The sequence below is a fragment of the Arthrobacter sp. P1_B3 genome, from assembly GCF_056406615.1.
On the sequence record NZ_JBFTZV010000022.1, the window covers coordinates 44,813 to 61,460 of the forward strand.

At 63.2% G+C, this 16,648-nt stretch carries 12 protein-coding genes and 2 pseudogenes; 5 read left to right on the forward strand and 9 right to left on the reverse strand.

Features of this window, described 5'->3' with window-relative positions:
- Positions 1-46: 46 nt before the first annotated feature.
- Positions 47-4,918: an NAD-glutamate dehydrogenase gene (locus AC1D2F_RS19035; RefSeq protein ID WP_476967466.1), complete on the forward strand. Its 4,872-nt coding sequence runs from the start codon at positions 47-49 to the stop codon at positions 4,916-4,918.
- Between the two features lie 1,561 nt (positions 4,919-6,479).
- On the opposite strand, the gene AC1D2F_RS19040 is transcribed toward AC1D2F_RS19035, so the two are convergent.
- From AC1D2F_RS19040 to AC1D2F_RS19050, 3 genes are all read right to left on the reverse strand, one after another.
- Positions 6,480-6,641, reverse strand: coding sequence for a hypothetical protein (locus tag AC1D2F_RS19040; RefSeq protein ID WP_476967467.1), 162 nt, complete (start codon positions 6,639-6,641; stop codon positions 6,480-6,482).
- A 90-nt stretch (positions 6,642-6,731) separates the two neighbouring features.
- A complete protein-coding gene (locus AC1D2F_RS19045; RefSeq protein ID WP_476967468.1) occupies positions 6,732-7,034 on the reverse strand; it encodes a hypothetical protein in 303 nt (100 codons plus the stop codon).
- Between the two features lie 128 nt (positions 7,035-7,162).
- A complete protein-coding gene (locus AC1D2F_RS19050) occupies positions 7,163-7,588 on the reverse strand; it encodes a hypothetical protein (RefSeq protein ID WP_476967469.1) in 426 nt (141 codons plus the stop codon).
- 22 nt (positions 7,589-7,610) lie between these two features.
- Between AC1D2F_RS19050 and AC1D2F_RS19055 the strand changes: the two genes are divergently transcribed.
- On the forward strand, positions 7,611-8,519 hold the full coding sequence (locus AC1D2F_RS19055; RefSeq protein WP_476967470.1) for a tyrosine-type recombinase/integrase: 909 nt from the start codon (positions 7,611-7,613) through the stop codon (positions 8,517-8,519).
- A gap of 7 nt (positions 8,520-8,526) precedes the next feature.
- Here AC1D2F_RS19055 and AC1D2F_RS19060 read toward each other — a convergent pair.
- Together AC1D2F_RS19060 and AC1D2F_RS19065 are read right to left on the reverse strand one after the other, a co-directional pair.
- Positions 8,527-8,880: pseudogene (locus tag AC1D2F_RS19060) on the reverse strand (PDDEXK nuclease domain-containing protein); the annotation flags it as partial.
- Between the two features lie 47 nt (positions 8,881-8,927).
- Positions 8,928-9,224, reverse strand: a complete 297-nt coding sequence (locus tag AC1D2F_RS19065; RefSeq protein WP_476967486.1) for a GntT/GntP/DsdX family permease — start codon at positions 9,222-9,224, stop codon at positions 8,928-8,930.
- Between AC1D2F_RS19065 and AC1D2F_RS19070 the strand changes: the two genes are divergently transcribed.
- Complete coding sequence (locus AC1D2F_RS19070) at positions 9,191-9,667, forward strand: hypothetical protein (protein WP_476967471.1); 477 nt, start codon at positions 9,191-9,193, stop codon at positions 9,665-9,667. The two genes, AC1D2F_RS19065 and AC1D2F_RS19070, sit on opposite strands and share 34 nt — an antisense overlap.
- A 181-nt stretch (positions 9,668-9,848) precedes the next feature.
- Here the strand turns inward: AC1D2F_RS19070 and AC1D2F_RS19075 are convergent, their stop codons facing one another.
- From AC1D2F_RS19075 to AC1D2F_RS19085, 3 genes are all read right to left on the reverse strand, one after another.
- A complete protein-coding gene (locus tag AC1D2F_RS19075) occupies positions 9,849-11,525 on the reverse strand; it encodes a thiamine pyrophosphate-binding protein (protein ID WP_476967472.1) in 1,677 nt (558 codons plus the stop codon).
- Positions 11,522-12,298 carry a cyclase family protein gene (locus tag AC1D2F_RS19080; RefSeq protein WP_476967473.1) on the reverse strand — a complete coding sequence of 259 codons (777 nt, stop codon included), beginning with the start codon at positions 12,296-12,298 and terminating at the stop codon, positions 11,522-11,524. Before AC1D2F_RS19080 ends, AC1D2F_RS19075 begins: the two co-directional genes overlap by 4 nt.
- A gap of 544 nt (positions 12,299-12,842) precedes the next feature.
- Entirely contained in the window at positions 12,843-13,265 is a 423-nt protein-coding gene (locus AC1D2F_RS19085) for an organic hydroperoxide resistance protein (protein ID WP_284991235.1), read from the reverse strand.
- 862 nt (positions 13,266-14,127) lie between these two features.
- On the opposite strand from AC1D2F_RS19085, the pseudogene AC1D2F_RS19090 reads away from it, so the two are divergent.
- Both AC1D2F_RS19090 and AC1D2F_RS19095 read left to right on the forward strand, forming a co-directional pair.
- Positions 14,128-14,469: pseudogene (locus AC1D2F_RS19090) on the forward strand (hypothetical protein); the annotation flags it as partial.
- Positions 14,470-14,534: 65 nt separating this feature from the next.
- Entirely contained in the window at positions 14,535-14,837 is a 303-nt protein-coding gene (locus AC1D2F_RS19095) for a hypothetical protein (RefSeq protein ID WP_476967474.1), read from the forward strand.
- A gap of 308 nt (positions 14,838-15,145) precedes the next feature.
- On the opposite strand, the gene AC1D2F_RS19100 is transcribed toward AC1D2F_RS19095, so the two are convergent.
- Positions 15,146-16,624, reverse strand: a complete 1,479-nt coding sequence (locus tag AC1D2F_RS19100) for an APC family permease (protein WP_476967475.1) — start codon at positions 16,622-16,624, stop codon at positions 15,146-15,148.
- Positions 16,625-16,648: the final 24 nt, after the last annotated feature.

Here is a 16,648-nt window from a genome sequence, read left to right on the forward strand (position 1 = left end):
TCAACCGCAGTTGGAATAGCACCCCGCCTTGTGGAGGCGCATTGGCATGTCACGAAAATCAAACCGCGAGGAGCATACTGCCGCTACCGACGCCTTCAGGCCCGACCGGCATTTCCTGACTGACTACTACGCTCATGTACCCACGGAGGAAGTGCAGAACTACAGGCCCGAAACCCTCCGGGCCAGGGCCGTTCACCATCTCGCGGTGGCGTCGTCGCGACGCCCCGGACAGGCCGCAGTCGGCATCCTGAACGAGCTAGACGCCAGCATCGTTGCGGTGGTTGCCGAGGACATGCCATATCTGGTTCACTCAGTAACCGCAGAGCTAACCCGTGAAGACGCCCCGATCCGGCTGCTCGTGCATCCGACCTTCCAGGTGCTGCGCGATCCGGATTCCTACGCGCTGTTGGACGTCCGCCCCGGCCTTTCCAGAGAAGGCCTTCTGGAAGGGTCCGTGCCGCCGGCCCGTGGAACATCTGAGACTTGGGTGGCCGCGGAAATCGGAAGGTTGGCAGATGATGCAGCTACGAGCGAGCTCACGGAACGCCTGAAAAGGGTGTTGGACGATGTGAGCGTTGCCGCCAATGACGAGGCAGCCATCAGCAGCAAGGTGTCCCAGGCTTACGCTGCAGTGGACGGGGCGCCGGCCGCAGCTGTTCCGCCGGTGGAACAGCTGCGCGCGCTGCTCCTCTGGCTGGCTGACGGCAACTTCGTCTTCCTCGGCTATTGCGACTATGATCTCACGACGACCGGCGGCCAGGAGCTACTCACTCGGCGCCGAAGTTCCGCGCTGGGCCTGTTGCGACGGCCACCGTGGGACAGCGCCCGGCACCCGGAACCCGGGGAACGGGGGAACTCTTGGCCAAACGTTTTGACGCTCGCTACCTCGGACCTCCGGTCAACCGTCCTGCGGGGGTCTTATTTGGACGAGTTGCGCCTGCTGGTGTTCGACAGTACGGGTAAAGTCACAGGGGAACGACGGTTCGTGGGTCTGTTTACCCCCGGCGCTGCGCAGCATTCTGTCCGGCAGATTCCAGTTATCCGCGAAAAGGTCCAGGCCGTCACGCAACGCCTTGGACTTACGCCCCGGTCCCACCGAGGTAAAGACGTGTTGGCCATTTTGGAATCCTTTCCGCGGAATGACCTTTTTCACATAGAGGCCGATGATCTCGCCCGGCTGGCGGCAGAGATTCTCCGCGCTGAGGAGCTCAGACGCACGCGATTGTTCCTTCGACCGGACAGCTACGGGCGCTTCATGACCGCCCTGGTGTTCCTCCCCCGGCACAGGTACAGCACGGCCGTCCGCCTCCGGATCGAAAGCGAGCTCAAACAGGCCTTCGGCTCCTCCTCGCTCGAATTCGAGGTCCGTCTGAGTGAATCCCCGATGGCCAGTGTGTTCTTCCGGATCCTGATGGACGGCTCCGCCTCGGGCGCCCCGGCGGGTGCCGCTGCCACCGATGCCCGTCAGGCCGGCGTCGACCCTTCCCGGCTGGAGCGGCGTCTGATATTAGCCACCCGCTCATGGTCGGACGGGCTCGACGAAGTGATCCGTGAGCGCTTCCCGGCGGCAGAGGTCATGCGGCTTTCCAGGCTGTGGTCGAACGCTTTTCCCCCGAGCTATCGCGCGGATTACGAGGCCGAAGCCGCGATCCTGGACATCATCAGTTTCGAGAAGTTCGACTTGGACGGCACAGGCGGTAGACCCTACAGGGATCCGCTGCTTACGGTATATGTTCCGCCGGGAACGCCCCCCCGAGGCGCCGAAGATGCCCGGATCCGGCTTTACCTGACGAAACCCCGGAGCCTCACCCATATCCTGCCCTTCCTGCACGACTTCGGTCTTGAGGTCCTGGACCAGCGCCCATTCGAGATCCGGCGCGGGACTGATCAGGATCTCTTCCTGTACGACCTCGGGCTGAAGTACCCGGCCGGCGTGGACCCGGAGGCAACCAGCGAACTGCTCGCGAACGCGTTTTGCGCTGCCATGCGGGGGGATGTCGAATCCGACGGCATCAACGGCCTTGTCCTGCGGGAGGGCATCGAATGGCGCCAGGCGGCAATCCTGCGCAGCTATGCCAAGTACCTGCAGCAATTGGGCACGACGACCTCGTATGGCTTTATGGCCGATACCCTGCTGGCCAATGTCCGGGCAACCCACGGGCTCCTGGCACTGTTCCGGGCCAAGTTTGACCCCGATCTGGAGGCCCCGGGCCGGGTCGGGGACACCGATGCGGCCCGGAAGGATCTGTTGGCCGCGATCGACGACATTCCCGTCCTCGACGCCGACCGGCTGCTGCGCACCTTCATGAACCTGGTGGAATCCACGCTCCGCACCAACTACTACCAGAACAGGCCCCACCTGAGCTTCAAGCTGAACCCCTCCGCCATCGCGAGTGCGCCGTTTCCCCGTCCCAAATACGAAATCTGGGTGTACTCGCCCCGCGTGGAAGGCGTCCACCTGCGTTTCGGGCCACTGGCCCGGGGCGGGCTGCGCTGGTCGGACCGAAGCGAGGACTTCCGCACCGAGGTCCTTGGCCTGGTCAAGGCGCAGAACGTGAAGAACTCGGTGATCGTGCCCACCGGCGCCAAGGGCGGTTTCTATCCGAAACATCTGCCGGACCCGTCCGTGGACCGCGACGCGTGGCTGACGGAGGGCCTTCAGTGCTACCGGATCTTCGTCCGCGGGCTGCTGGACGTCACCGACAACCTGGTCACCACCGCACACGGCGAAACCGTGGTGCCTCCGGCGCGCGTGGTACGGCACGACGTCGACGACTATTACCTTGTGGTGGCGGCGGACAAGGGAACAGCGTCGTTCTCGGACGCCGCGAACGCGGTGGCCGCTGAGTACGGCTTCTGGCTGGGTGACGCCTTCGCGTCCGGCGGGACCGTGGGCTATGACCATAAGCAGATGGGCATCACGGCCCGCGGGGCCTGGGAATCCGTGAAGCACCATTTCCGCGAACTCGGGGTGGACTGCCAGGAAGAGGACTTCACAGTTGCCGGCATCGGCGATATGAGCGGCGACGTCTTTGGGAACGGGATGCTTCTCTCCCGCCACATCCGGCTCGTGGCAGCCTTCGATCACCGGCACATCTTCCTTGACCCGGCGCCGGATGCGGGGGCCTCGTTCGAGGAACGGCGGCGGCTCTTTGCCCTCCCCCGCTCCTCCTGGGCGGATTACGATCCGGCCCTGATCAGCGCGGGCGGCGGTGTCCACTCCCGCCGGGCCAAGGCCATCAGCATCACCGAACAGGTCAGGCGCTCGCTCGGCCTGGACCCTGGCACCGTGTCCCTGCCACCCCATGCGCTGCTTCAGGCCATCCTCCGGGCGCCCGTGGACCTGCTGTACAACGGCGGCATCGGAACCTACATCAAGGCATCGTCGGAGGGCAATGCCGAGGTTGGCGACAAGGCGAACGACCCCATCAGGGTCAACGGCAATGAGGTGCGGGCGAAGATCGTCGTCGAGGGCGGGAACCTGGGAATCACCCAGCTCGGACGGATTGAGGCCGACCTCTCCGGTGTCCTGCTCAATACCGATGCGATCGACAACTCAGCCGGCGTGGACTGCTCGGATCATGAGGTAAACATCAAGATCTTCGTGGACCGGATGATCGCGGCGGGAAAGATGCCGTCGCCGGAACGCACCGGCTTCCTGCATTCACTCACGGACGAGGTGGCCGGTCTTGTCCTGGCCAATAACGCGGATCAGAACGTCCTGCTCTTCAACGACCGGCACCTGGTGCTGGAGTGGAGCCCGGGCTTCGAACGGACCATGGACTGGCTCGAGAACGCCACCGACCTTGACCGCAGGCTGGAGGGCCTGCCAAGCACGGAGGAGCTCCACGAGCGGCTCCGGTCCGGCAAGGGCCTGACCGCGCCGGAACTGTCGGTGCTGGCCGCCTACGCCAAGATCGAACTGGCCGCGGAGCTCAACGCCAGCGACCTTGCCGACGACCCGTGGTTCCGGCGCGTCCTCCGCGGCTACTTCCCTCGCCAGCTCTCCGAACGGTTTGAAGCAGAGCTGGAGGACCATCCGCTGCGCCGCCAGATCGTGTGCACGGTAGTGGCCAACGACATGATCAACCTCGGCGGAATCACGTTCGCCTTCCGCGCCATCGAGGAAACCACGGCGACGGCCGCCAGTGTTGCCAGGGCTTTCGTGGTGGCGCGGGAAGCCTACGACCTGCCGTGGATCGTCAACAGGCTGGCCGCACTCCCCCCCGCGTTCCCCGGCGAACACGCCGCAGAAATGACGCAGTATATGCGCAGGGTCCTCGACCGGGCCACGCGGTGGTACGTGACGCACGACCACCGGAACCAGCCCGTAGCCGAGGCCCTGGGCAGGATCGCGCCGACGTTTGAGCTGCTGCGGACCACTACCCTGGAATTTCTGCGCGGCTCCGATCGTGACCGCATCCCAGACCGGCTAGAGCATTGGGACGAGGTTGGCCTGCCGCGGGAATTGGGAAAGCGCGTCTCCGAACTGATGGAGAGTTTCGGGCTGCTGGACATCTCCCTGATCTCCGAACAGGTGCGTGAACCCATCGCCACCATCACCGACCTGTACTACGCGGTGTTCCACCGGATCGGTGCGGTGAGTCTGCTGCTCAGCATCACCGACCTGCCGCGGCGGAGCCGCTGGGAGGCCCTCGCGCGCGCCGCCCTGCGCGATGACGTGTATTCCGCAGTAGCGGACATGACCGTCTCGGTGATGGAGACCACCCAGGGCCTCAGTGCCGCAGATGCCGGCACGTCCGATGCCGTGGAGCGCATCGTGGAGTGGGAACGCGGGCACCAGGAGCAGCTCGCACGGATCAAGGACACCCTCGCGGAAGTAACCAAACCGGGACAGGTCGATATCGCCTCGATCTCCGTGGCATTGAAACTCCTGCGGACCCTGATGAGGCGGTGAGGGCCCGCCCAGCGGCTCACGATTGGGGGCCGGCCCATGGGCGCCAGCGAGCGGAGGTGCGTCGACGGTTTCGACACGCGAGCCGCCGAGGAGAGCGGCGAGGCCTTGTAGGGCCCCTTGAGCTCCTCATGCGAGTAGCTGACCATCGTGATACTCGGAAGGAGGAACTCGGCTGCTAATCCATGGTCGCCAGAGCCTGACCGCCGAGACATCCTGTGGTACAGAGACGCCGCTGTCGTGAAGCTCACGGATGGCCGCAGCAGGAGGCGACCTCATCACGTAAACGTCGTACGGCGGCACATGTTCGACATCCTGAACGACGGCGAGACCACCCAACTAGGGCGTACGGTTGATAAGCTTCTGGCCCAACTTGGGGACCCAGGCCCCCAGGCTTAGGATCCACCGAAACCCTGGTCATCCTCGAGGAGCCACGTCTACCGTTGGCGGCGCCCGGTCGGAACGCATCCCAGCCCGGGCGTTCGCCGCACATTGAGACACCCTGGGCCGCCGGACGCCGAACGACCTGCTCGAGCCCTACCGTCGAGATGCGTCCCGAAACCGGGTCGCCAAGCGCATCCGTCTCTTCGAGTCCGAGGACTGTGAGATGGCCACGTTGGGCCGAAGTCCGAGGCCATATCTCACCCTGCGTTCTTTCCACAGATCAGGATTTCGAAGGTTTCGTTGTGGTGGTCGCGGCGGAGCATGTCGTCGACGAGGGCTACACAGGAGTTCAGCTTGCCGGCGATATGGGCAGCCGCGCATAACGCCGGACAGCTGAACTTCTACGTCGCTGCCGTCAACGACCTCGTGAAGTTCCACAGGATGGCCCCAACCGTGGGAATCCTCGTTGCGGTTCCAAGCACGACCCGAGGGTCCGCTATGCACTCGACGGGTCCTCGAAGTCCATCGCTGTCACGTCCTTCACCTATGACCCCTTCCGGCGAACGAGCATGAAGCGCTGCCGTCTCCCGCAACAATCACAGCGGCGCTTGAGCAGGGAACCGTGGGGAGACCCAGACAGGTCTTGAGCGACGGACGGTGGCCCCTCCCCAATGTCGCGACCAATGCTGGCTCTTGCGGACCTGAACCCGCGCTGCCGATGGCGAGGATGCGGACATTGCATTTCCCCGTCATAGATCGTGAAGACCCGCGACCCACTCCCGGTGTGCTGCCTTGTCAGTTCAAGCCATTTCCCGGCTTTGGTGGGGTTACTGCAGGTAACGGAACACCGTCCAGTTCACTGTCATCGCGGCGCAACCAGTTTGATGTTTAGCGACGAAAGTGGGGGGTCTCTTGCCGGAGGGCGACCGGAATAACGCTGGACCGCCGCAGCCCAGGCAGACCAATCCGCCCCTCCCTGCCTGGCGCCAGGCGGCGTCCAGCCTGCTGAACTCGGTCGCGTTCCATTCGCGTCCGTCTACTTTGCTCTTTGCCCATTTCATTTCCTCAGCTTCACTGGGCGCACAGTCACCTGGAAAACTCCATGGGCCGGCGTTCGGAGGACCGTCAAATTTTCGAGGTGCCGGCTTCTGAAGGGACGGTCTTTGAGTCACGTTAGAAGTCAGTCTTCGGCTGGAAACTGGTGCCACCAGCCTTCCCAGGCTGATGAGGTGATTTGGCCTTGGGGAAAGTCTTCGGCGTTCCGTGGGCTGCCGCTTGCGTGCGTGCTGCCATTTCCATAATTGGAGTTGACCAGCTTGGGTTCGGTGGGGACGGTGACCACGTTCTCTCCTTCATGTAACCGATCGGGCTACCTGCACTGCGGTTCTCTTTGCGTTGCTGCCGGCGTCCCTTCCCACAGACGGCCTCCAGTTCAGCGGCTTAGCTGATGGACCCTTCGGAGCTGGAGTTGCTCGGCTGTGATCCAGAGGTCGTAGCCCGCGGATTTTTCGATCATGATCCGGCGGTCGAGCCCGTCCGCCGCTATCCAGGCTGTGTCTCCGGATGGTGTGGTGTCCTCCACGAGGCCTGTCCTGACGAACACGCCCTCGCGCCGGACATCGACGACGGCACCGACCAGCATGCTCCATTCCAGGAAGGGATACGGGCGATGGATGCACGCTGCTTCCGGCGCGGGTTCGCTTGCGGGTACGTAGTACCGGGAGTTTGCTGGCATGGGGTCCGGCCCTTCCTGTCGAATGTTGGAGGCCTTGGTCCAAGTCGCTGGTGCCCGCCGAGCTCGTCGTGTTCCGGTTCGGGGCGGACGGTTGGCTGTCACGCAGGCCGTCCGCCCCGACGGCCGGATCAGGCCTCGGCGGTGCTGGGCTCCGGGGTCCGTGGGGTTTCCTGCAGCTCGCCGTTTTGGCGTGCTGCTTCCTTGCGTCCCCAGCCTCCGGGCAGGAGCGCAACGGAGATGATCGAGATGGCTGAAACGATCAGGAGGTAGACGACGATGGAGTCGCTGCTCTTGGTTGCGGAGAACAGTGCGGTGGCGATCGTGGGGGCGAACGCGGATCCGCAGATCTGGGAGATGGTGTATCCGACTGATGCTCCGGTATAACGGACTTCGCGGGAGAAGACCATGGAGAACAGGGAACCGGTGACGCCGGCGGCCGGTGCCATGGCCACGCCGAAGATGAGCACCACGGCCAGGACGAAGTTGGCTGCCACGCCGGTGTTGATGCGCCTCCACCGTGCCGAAGAAAAGGCGTTCTGGTCCTGGGCCATCATCGAGGTCCTTCGTTTGACCGGCATGCGGATCGAGGAACTGCTCGAACTTACCCACACAGCCATCCGCCGATACATCCCACCCGGAGGCGAAGTGACGCCGTTGCTGCAGGTGGCACCGTCCAAAACCGACAGGGAGAGAGTCATCCCAGTCTCACCGGAACTGTCATCAGTCCTGGCGGTGATCATCCGGCGGGTCAAGGGACCAGATGGGACTCTTCCCCTCATCAGCCGCTACGACGGTCTGGAACGCACGTGGGGACCCAAGCTGCCCCACCTGTTCCAGGTCAGGATGGGCGGTCCGCCCCGGGTTCTCTCGAAAGCAGGCGCGCACGGGTTGCTGCAGGCAGTCGCAGAGAAAGCGAACCTTCGCGATGTCGACGGGACTCCCCTGACATTCTCTCCGCACGATTTGCGGCGCATCTTTGCCACCGAGACGGTCAACAGCGGCCTGCCGATCCATATCGCGCAACAGCTTCTGGGCCACATCAACCTCAACACCACGCAGGGCTACGTGGCGGTCTACCCCGAGCAAGTCATCCGAAACTACCGAACGTTCATCGATCACCGCCGAAGTCTCAGACCCAGCCTCGAGTACCGCGATCCAACTGCCGAGGAATGGTCCGACTTCGAGAACCACTTCACGCGCCGGCGGGTCGCTCTCGGCACATGCCATCGCCCTTACGGAACACCCTGCATCCACGAGCACGCCTGCGTCCGCTGTCCCATGCTCCAGGTTGAACCGGGACAAATTCCCCGTCTGCGGGATCTGGAAAACAACGCACTGGAACGCCTCGAAGAGGCCAAACAGAAAACATGGCTGGGAGAAGTCGCCGCCCTGGAGGAGTCACTGCGCCATATCCGCGAAAAGCACGCACAGAGCACTCGCGTCAGCGGACGCTTCGAGGACGGCGCTCAACTCATCAACGAGTAGGAAGCCGTCAGGCCGCAAGCATCAGCTCATCCGTGACGCCGGCACCGAACGTGTTGGTGCAGTTAAAGCGGAGTTGTTCGATGTGGAAGAACAGCAGGTCGACGTAGTAGTCATCACCATCGACGTCGAAGGGTACCTGGCGGCCCACGAAGGAAAAGCCGGGGCCCAGTTCCCGGAGTGTTTCGGTGATGCGGCTCGTCAGCGCGTTTTCCAGGTCGCGTTCGGCGACCTCGCCGGTAAGGCCGAGGAACTCGAAGTTGTAGGGGTCTTTCGCCATTTGTCGAGCAAGTTCAGACTCCGGTGCTGCGAGCTGACGGGTGAAATTTGATGGTGCCGTACCGGTTCGTTCCATCCCCGCGTTAGCACCGGGCCTGTTGACGGAGGCGTGACATCCGAGGGATCACTTTGCTATCCCACGAGCACGTTGAGGAGTAGCACGAGTACGAGCCCGACAACGGGGGCGACCACGGAGAACAGGCTCCAGGTTTTGAAGGTCTGCCCGATTGTGAGGCCGAAGAATTCCTTGATGAGCCAGAATCCGGCGTCGTTGACGTGTGAGAGGAATCCGGAGCCCAGTCCGATCGCGAGGACGAGGAGTGAGATCCCTGGGCTGGTCAGTCCCTCGGTCAGCGGGAGCGCGAGGCCGGCGGCAGTCAGTGCACCGACGGTGGATGATCCGGTTGCGACGCGAACGAAGGCTGCCAGCGCTCATCACGATGCTGCTCGCGCTCATCGTTCTGGGAGCCGGAAGCGGCTTCTCACGGGTCGAGCTGAACCGCATTGTGTCGGGCTCGTTCGCACCCATCGCCGGCATCCTGCTGATTGTCGGCGGACGCGGTTCCAGGAGTCCACGAACGAGTATCCATGGCAGTGGACGCCGGCCCACGTGGACGAGTTCTTCGGGGATCTGCGCAGCGTCGCCTGAGTATGGCTCGGACCGGGTCTGCGAACAGTACTTCGGTAAGCACCCAGTGCAGGTCTGTTTCGACTGGAACACCGCGGCCCATGCACAGGCGACCCAATCGGCTCCGGTAGCCCGGCATGACCTGCTCAAAAGCCGGTGGCTGACCTACGAAGTTGAGCTTCAGCTGCAGATCGACTATCCCTCGTTGTCTGATGGGAGGAACGCCACCACGACAGACTCCTGACCTCTGAACGGCTAGTGGAGTCGGCTCCGGCGGGTAGCTTCGAGGCCCTGACGACACATGTGGGGACGCTAAGAAAGGCAGCTGGGTCGTTGCGGCGTTCACTTCCGCGTGATGGCCGGGAAACCCGGAGGGGACCGAGCCCGGCCACGGCCGGATCCAGTCCCGTTCAGTCATGAGTGAATCAGTGGCCTTGGAAGGCTTCAGCCAGCCACCAGGAGCCGCCATCCGAGGCGATCTTAGCGTCGATGACCAATGGCCGGCTCTGGGTTCCGGCGGTGAAGCTGTCGACCCAGGCTTTCACCGGCCCGAGGTCGTCGAGCGTGCGCACGGTGATGCCCTCGGCCCCGAATCCGCGGGCTATGGCGGCTATGTCCGTGTCCGGGAATTGGACGCTGCCCAGGTCCAGGGAAGCGTCCAGCTCCGCAAAGTGGTGGACTTCCGCGCCGTAGGCGGCGTCATTGTACACGATGCACACGAGGGGCAGCTGTAGCCGGACGGCTGTTTCGAGTTCGCTGATGCCCATCAGGAAACCGCCGTCGCCAGCGCCCAGGACGGGCAGCCGTTCGCGTTGGGCGATGGCTGCGCCGATGGCGGTGGACAGACCCAGTCCGATGGCCTGGAATGCCTGGGTGAAGCAGAAGCCGAACTCGTCAGGCACGGCCAGGTACTGGCTCGGGTAGCCCATGAAGTTCCCTGAGTCCACCGAAACGATACGGTTCACCGGGAGGAGCGTGTCGAGTTCGCGGCTGAGGACGCGGGGATCGATCAGGGTCGCCCTGGACAGGTCGGGTGTCTCCACATCCCGCCAGCGTGATCCCTGCTTGATGGTTACTGCGTTGGTCTCGGTGCGGTATTTTTCCGCCGGGGCCGGCTGGACGGTTTTTAACACGGCCAGCGCGTCGGCGGCGGTGAGGGCAGAGTCGCCCAGGATGCCGAGGGTAATTGGCCGGTTGGCTCCGAGGGAGGCATCTTCGACGTCGACCTGGACCACGTTCGTGCCGGGGGAAATCAGCCGGCCGTGCCGCATGGTCCACATGTTCAGGGTGCAGCCCCAGCCGATAATCAGGTCTGCTCCGCTGATGAGCCCGGCCGTCGCCGGCGAGGAGAAGCCGCCGGAGATGCCCAGATTAAAGGTCTCTCCGTTGAAGAGTCCGTTCGCCACCGCGGAGGTTGCCACCAAGGCGCCGGCATGCTCGGCCAGGGCCAGAATGGCGTCCTTGGCCCCGCGCCCTCCACGTCCGGCCACAAACACGGGCCGTTCGGCCTCCCGGATCAGCTGGACAAGGTGCTCCACTGCTGCGGGATCGGGCCGCAACCGGGTTGGTTCCTGAAGCCGGACAGACTCGAGGGTGTCCGGCGCGGAACCGCTCTGCACATCCAGTGGGAGGCTGAGTACGACGGTGCGGCGTTCGTTGACTGCGGTGCGGAATGCCCGGACCGTGTCGGCCACGGCTGACTCGACGGAGTGAATCCTTTCCGCTACTGCCCCGATGCTTCGGGCAAGGGAGTCCTGATCAATCGTGAAATTCGATCGGACCGCAGCGCTTTGTGTGTCCGCGGTCAAAACAATCATCGGTGTCCGGCTCTTCGCCGCTTCCCCGATGCCCGTAATGGCATTGCTTAAGCCGCATCCCTGATGTGTTGTGACGACCCCGACCTTGCCGGACATCCGGGAATACGCATCGGCCATGGTCGCGGCACCACCCTCATGTCGGGCAGCCGTATAGGGCACGCCGGCCTGCACGAGGATGTTGGTGACATCAAAATTACCGCTTCCCACGACCCCGAAGACATGGCGGACGCCCAGCTTGGCCAGGGTTTGGGCCACGAGGGTGGATACCCTTACCGTCTCGCTCATGAACCCTCCACCAGGGCGAAGACGCGGGTGGGACTGCCGGTGCCGCCGACGATCGGCAAGGGGGCGACCACCAGGGTCGCTCCGACGACGGGTAGCTTGTCCACCTGTCGAAGTGATGTCAGGCCGTATTTGTCCGCACCGAGGAGAAATGAGTGGACGGGGAACATCGGGTCGAAAGTTGCCGCCTGGCCCGCATCGATGCCCACTGTCTCGACCCCGAACCCGCTGATGCTGGTATTGGCTGCAATCCATTGGGCACCCGCAACGGACACCCCCGGAGTGTGGGGCCCGGCGTCATCGGCATTGACGAAATCGGCGGCATTCCCGCCCCTGGAGGACCAGCCGGTCCGGAAGATCACCCAGCAATTGTCGGGCAACTGGCCGTGCGCTTCCTGCCACTGCTCAAAGTGCTCAGGCTCCAGGAGGAAATCCGGATTCTCAGCCACTTCGGCGCTCTTGTCGATGACAATCAAGGGTCCGATGAGACGGTGCGGCTCTATCTGGTCAACGGATTTGCCGTTTCTGCCCGAAATCCAGTGCACGGGCGCATCCAGGTGGGTGCCGGCATGCTCCCCAACGGTGACATCGTTCCAGGCCCACGCCGGGCCAGCGTCATCAAAGTTACTCACGGGCGAAAGGCTGAGGCCAAGTGTGTTGGCCAGGGGCTGCGGAAGATTCAGTATCGGCGTATCGCTGCTGAGCGGAGTCGTCAGGTCTATGACTTCCACGGAACCATCTGTGAGGGCTGCTGTGAGCCCGGCTAGTACAGACATTGTTCTCCTATGCGGTTTGTATTGAGTTCAAAAGGACCCCTACCGGACGTCCGGCGCCAGTTGCTGCCGCGGCTCGCGAAATGGGGAATCCCCGTGGCGTATGGAGAAACGAAGCGCCTTACGTGCGCCCCGCACCGACGGTTCGACGGTGAGTAGCCTTCGGTGTCCGGGGATCTGACTTGGGTGACAGCGCAAGTTACCTTGGCCGCGGAGCCGGTATGGTCGTGCGTCCGTGCGAGTGGTTCTAATTTTCTTGTGTCTCGATGTGTGCTGGTGCCTCAAGGTCTCCCGCTTGCTCCCTCACAACCGGTCCGACCGGCCTCGGAGAGTCTGAGTTGTCAGGTCTGGCTCAGCCCAGCCGCTAAGCGAGTTTTTGTCAGCCCGTTAATGCACTCGGTGGGCAACCCCTGCATCGTTGCCAGCTCGGCTGCCGGTGGAATCGGGACTCTAAGAGTGGGCTGTCCGCCTGCTCAGAGAGGAGCCGGACGGGTGGTCGATTTGGACTAGCGTAAGGAGCCCGAGCGGAGGGGGTTTCAGCTACCTGTCAGTCGTCCGTTACGGTAATAGTGACATCGAGGTTGCCCCGGGTTGCATTGCTGTAAGGGCAGACCTTGTCGGCCTTTTCGGCGAGTGCCGTGGCTTCATGGTGCGAAAGAGTGGGGATGACAACCTCGAGGCCGACCTCAAGGCCGAAGCCGCCTTGACCGTCGTTAATAATGCTGACCCTAGCCCCGACGCTCGATTCGCCGATGTCCGCCTTGGCCTGGCGCGCCACCAACTGCAGAGCAGAGTGAAAGCATGCGGCGTAGCCCGCGGCGAAGAGTTGTTCGGGGTTGGTCCCGTCGCCGGAACCGCCGAGCGCCTTGGGCGCGGCGAGCCGGAGTTCGAGCCGCCCGTCATCGGTGCGGGCACTGCCGTTTCGGCCTGCCCCGGTGGAGACTGCCTCGGTAGTGTAGATGGCGTTCAAGGGTTTTCTCCTTCCACGTCAAAAGCGTGGATGCTCGCGGGGGCGATGGTCATTTCTGGCTCCAGTCCGAAGGTGGTTGATGCTGAGGGAAAGATTTCTCGCCACCGGAGCTATTGACTTACCCGGCGTGAGAGGGGTTGTGGGCAAGCGATTCTGTTGATTGAAGCACCCGCGTTTGGCGCCCGGTCCTTTCGGGTTCGTTGAGCGGACCACGGGATTATGTCCCCTGGTCGAGCATCCTGTGTGCTCGATCAGCGGGAGCTCTGTGTCGCTACCTTAATATCGGTCGAGCTGCACGCCCCCAATGGATCCTGTGGAGGGGTGCCGTGCAGACTACTACAGGTGGCCGACGACGGCTGATTCGTCGACGACTTGCCTCTTGCGGAAGAACACGAAGTTGATGGTCTTGGAGGGCAAGCGGGACAACCCGCGCGAAGGAAAGCATCATTGCACTCGTGGGTGAACGTCGTATGCCCTACCTGCTGGACATAACAGCGCGAGGACGCCGTGACCCCGGTCTTCCACAGACCTATACTTGCCTTCAATCCGCGCCCGGATCGTTGTATCTATTGCGATAGCCTCGCCCTGGCGCCCGGCAATGCACGGGCACGAGCAGGCGCGGCCTGTACGCAATCCACGCAGTTACCGGGACACCATCACGCGATTTGTGGGGGTGGACATACCACGGAGGCAAGACGCCGTTGCCCAGTCCGACAGTTTTGCCGGGCAGTATGATTTTGCATGCACCCTGACGTTCAGGGTGCGATTCAGCAGCTCTCCGGCAAACTGCATCCCTGACGATTGCTGGACGGTCGCATTTTAGGAGGTCCTCCCGATTCGGTGAACAGCCACATTCAAGGGCCAACACAACTTCGCCGGCTTGTGGTGGTGTGCGACGAATCAACGCCATGTCGGGTTCGAATCCTGGTGCGAACGTGATCGTCTGATGTCATTGGATTTTGACCCTGAGGTCATTGGTGTTTCATCCCAGCCTTTCAGCATCACCTTGCCTCCATCCCCCCCGCTCGCCCACGTTCCTGACTACTTCATCCGCTGTGGCGACGGGTCCGCAGTCGTGCTTGACGTTAGGCCGGACGCCCTCCTGACACCAGCCGACGGGGACGTTTCCAGGCAACCAAGAACCTGTGCGACCGCGTCGGCTGGAGCTACCGTCGGCGCGGAGCGCTGCCTCCGGTCCTTCTGACGAAGCTGCGGTGGCTCGCTGGCTACCGTCCACGGTGTTCGCGCGCAGCCACCGCGACGTTGTTGATGGACATCCTCTCGAATGGCCCGGCGTCGATACGTGACCTGATGGCCGCTGCGGGCGACCTGGTCACTGTCCTGCCGACACTGTTCCACCTGCTGTGGAGCCGCATAATCAGCACGGATCTGCGCCACCGCAGCCTTAGCAAGGAGCCGTGGTGTCGTTTGAGGAGGCTCGTGTCAGGAGGTCACCGCATGCTGAAGCTCGGAGACGATTCTGCTTTTCATGATCTTTCTTTCCTGTCAGGAGAACGGGTGATCGAACGGCGAATGGCGAGCAGTGATGTCCGTGCCACCCCGGCGGACTGACGTAGCCGTCCCGCTGGAAGGCAGCAAGTTCAGGGACGGGCGTCCAGCGAGTCTGTAAGCCCTCGCCTGAGGGCACGATTTCCCCTTGCTCGTAAGGACACGACGACCTGTGGATGCCGTAGCAAAGCCGTGAGAATGTTTTGTCTGGATCAGTTCCGTGGGTGCCCGTTCTACTTCCGTATATCGCATGGTGTCCCCTAACGCGCCGAAGCCGTCTTTTTAGACTGTTCGATTCCTGCCTAGGGATCTCTCTCAGGCCTGGGCAGGGGTTGTCGGCGTCGACGGGTCCGCCTGCCCAGGCCGGCCTTCTATGCGTCGAAGTCGACTATGCGGGCGTAGGCCTCGGGGTTGCGGCGTTTCACGATGGCCGCCTGCACGAGACCTGTGACGATGAATGGAACGAGAAGCGCCAGGAGCGTGACGGAGAGCGGGCCGAAGGCGGGGGCGCCGTTCGCGTCCGTCTCGCCCACGAGCAGGGGGTAGTTGAGCACGAGGAGGACCACGATCGCTCCTAGAGCCAGGAATGCTACGGCCGGCGCGATCATTGCCTGCCAGACGCGCGTCGACAGGCGGGTGCGGCGGAAGAAGACGACGATGGACAGCGAGGTCAGCGCCATGAGGGCCATAACTCCGAGGGCTGCGTCTCCAGTACTCCAGCTAAGCACTTGCATGGCGGATACGCCCGTGAGCGTGCAGACGACGATGACCGAAACCGCGATAATCGTGGTCGTGAGGCTAGCCTTGTAGGGCGACCCGTGGCGAGGGTGAGCACGGCCCAGCCCAGCGGGAAGGAGGCCCCCGTGTCCGAGGGCGTGGAAGTAGCGCGCGATCACGTTATGGAAGGCAAGGATCGCGGCGAAGACGCTTGTGAGAAGGAGGACATTGATGATCACCACGCCCGCAGGTCCAAGGTACTTGGAGGCAGTTTCGACAATGAGGGTGACTGGGTTCGCGGCGGCAGCAGCAACCACTGAATCCTCACCCCAGGCCATGATCATCATCCACGAGGCGAATCCATAGAACACGCCGACGATGATGACGGCGGCGAAGGTGGCGCGTGGAATGGTTCGCTCGGGATCGCGGGCCTCGTCACGGTAGATGGCGGTCGACTCGAAGCCGAGGAACGAGGCCATGCAGAACATGAGACCGATCGCCGGCGAACCCGACATAACGTTGTCCCAGCCGAACGTATTGAGTGTGAGTCCCTCGGCTCCACCGGTCCCGACGACCACGACGCTAAGGACGACCACGATCCCAATCTCGGCCACGAGCAGCAGGCCGAGCACCTTGGTGCTGAGGTCGATGTTGCGGTAGCCGAGATAGCCGATCGCGGCGAGGATTACGAAGCTGTAGACCCACCAGTCAATGTCCGGTCCTCCGAGCCTGCCCACCGTCTCCTCCAGCACACTGCCGATCTGGGCCAGCAGGCCGATCTGCACGCCAAGGTACGCGAAGATCGACACCCATGCCGCCGCGAGACCGAGCGGACGGCTCAGACCCGCCGCGATGTAGTGGAAGAACGCCCCTGACCGGGGCACGAATCGGGTCATATGGGTGAATCCAAACGCGAAGATGATCAGCACGAGCCCCGCAAGCAGAAACAACGTGGGCAGTCCGATGCCGTTGCCGATAAGGAGTCCCAGCGGCACCATCCCGCCGAGCACCGAGAGCGGCGCGGCGGCGGCCATGACCATTAGAACGATGGCCACCGGGCCGAGTCGGCCCGTAAGTCGTACGGTTTTAGCCGCGGCGGGTAATTGTTCCTCGCGGGCTTCAGTGGTATTCATAACGCTCCTGTCTGTGCCGCAGTA

Bases quoted from the DNA above. Each gene is read 5' to 3' on its own strand.
- AC1D2F_RS19035 (WP_476967466.1), top strand. From the start codon at position 47: ATGTCACGAAAATCAAACCGCGAGGAGCATACTGCCGCTACCGACGCC.
- AC1D2F_RS19045 (WP_476967468.1), bottom strand. From the start codon at position 7,034: ATGCCAGCAAACTCCCGGTACTACGTACCCGCAAGCGAACCCGCGCCG.
- AC1D2F_RS19050 (WP_476967469.1), bottom strand. From the start codon at position 7,588: ATGATGGCCCAGGACCAGAACGCCTTTTCTTCGGCACGGTGGAGGCGC.
- AC1D2F_RS19055 (WP_476967470.1), top strand. From the start codon at position 7,611: ATGCGGATCGAGGAACTGCTCGAACTTACCCACACAGCCATCCGCCGA.
- AC1D2F_RS19070 (WP_476967471.1), top strand. From the start codon at position 9,191: ATGATCCGGTTGCGACGCGAACGAAGGCTGCCAGCGCTCATCACGATG.
- AC1D2F_RS19075 (WP_476967472.1), bottom strand. From the start codon at position 11,525: ATGAGCGAGACGGTAAGGGTATCCACCCTCGTGGCCCAAACCCTGGCC.
- AC1D2F_RS19080 (WP_476967473.1), bottom strand. From the start codon at position 12,298: ATGTCTGTACTAGCCGGGCTCACAGCAGCCCTCACAGATGGTTCCGTG.
- AC1D2F_RS19095 (WP_476967474.1), top strand. From the start codon at position 14,535: ATGGACATCCTCTCGAATGGCCCGGCGTCGATACGTGACCTGATGGCC.
- AC1D2F_RS19100 (WP_476967475.1), bottom strand. From the start codon at position 16,624: ATGAATACCACTGAAGCCCGCGAGGAACAATTACCCGCCGCGGCTAAA.